This is a genomic window from Endozoicomonas acroporae, from assembly GCF_002864045.1.
Classification (GTDB): domain Bacteria; phylum Pseudomonadota; class Gammaproteobacteria; order Pseudomonadales; family Endozoicomonadaceae; genus Endozoicomonas; species Endozoicomonas acroporae.
Genome location: NZ_PJPV01000305.1, coordinates 1 through 896 on the forward strand (window position 1 = coordinate 1; position 896 = coordinate 896).

General features: G+C 45.8%; 2 protein-coding genes. One reads left to right on the plus strand and one right to left on the minus strand.

The genetic code is table 11. The features are described 5' to 3' along the window. Positions 1-165: 165 nt before the first annotated feature. The gene (locus CX664_RS25435; protein ID WP_101749351.1) at positions 166-585 is read left to right on the plus strand and encodes a type II toxin-antitoxin system VapC family toxin; all 420 of its coding nucleotides are present in this window, start codon (positions 166-168) and stop codon (positions 583-585) included. Between the two features lie 102 nt (positions 586-687). Here the strand turns inward: CX664_RS25435 and CX664_RS25440 are convergent, their stop codons facing one another. Beyond that, entirely contained in the window at positions 688-852 is a 165-nt protein-coding gene (locus CX664_RS25440) for a UDP-glucose 6-dehydrogenase family protein (RefSeq protein ID WP_101749352.1), read from the minus strand. Positions 853-896: the final 44 nt, after the last annotated feature.

The window sequence follows — 896 nt, forward strand, 5'->3', positions numbered from 1 at the left end:
CGTTGGATCTCATGTTTTAATTATTCAGAGAGAGCACCCACCGTCGGATTCTTGAATCGGTTCTGTTAAAGCCCCAAAAAAAGAGCTTTACTGAAGCGCTGAAAAGTATCCCCAATGTAGGTAATGATGATGACTTTGAGCGTCTCGAAGACAGTGGTGATTCCAATGTATTTGATTGATACCAATGTCATCAGTGAAATTCGCAAGAAACAAAAAGCCAACCCCGGTGTTCAGGGGTTCTTTAAAGAGGCGACTCAACAGGCATCGCCACTCTATCTCAGCGTGATTACCCTCGGAGAACTCCGTCGGGGTGTGGAGAAAATTCGCCATAGAGGTGACACGCCTCAGGCCAGGCAGCTTGAACACTGGCTGAATACCCTGATCAGAGACTATAGCCAGTACATCCTGGAATTTGGCATTACCGAGGCTCAAATCTGGGGGAAGCTCAGAGTGCCTTATTATGAAAATGCCATTGATAAACAAATTGCGGCCACAGCCATCACCTATGGCCTGACACTGGTTACCCGCAACACCCGGGCCTTTATCAATACGGGGGTAAACGTTTTAAATCCATTCTGGAATTGATCTCTGATGGATATAAATAGCACCGTTAAAGCGTTGAAAAGCTACAACGCTCATTTAAACGCTTAAACCTTCAACGCTGCAACAAAATCGCCTCGGCGATTTTCAATCCGATCCGAACTCTTCAATTTCCGCATCCACAATGGGTGACATACGGTCGTTAATCATATCCACTTTTTGGGGAACAATATCAACGGCCATCATCTGATTGTGCTGAGCCAACAGAACAGCGTTGGACAGGCCTACGTAGCCTGTACCGGCAATTGCAATTTCATAAGAAGTTAAATGACTTCCGGCATAGCCGGAAGCTTATT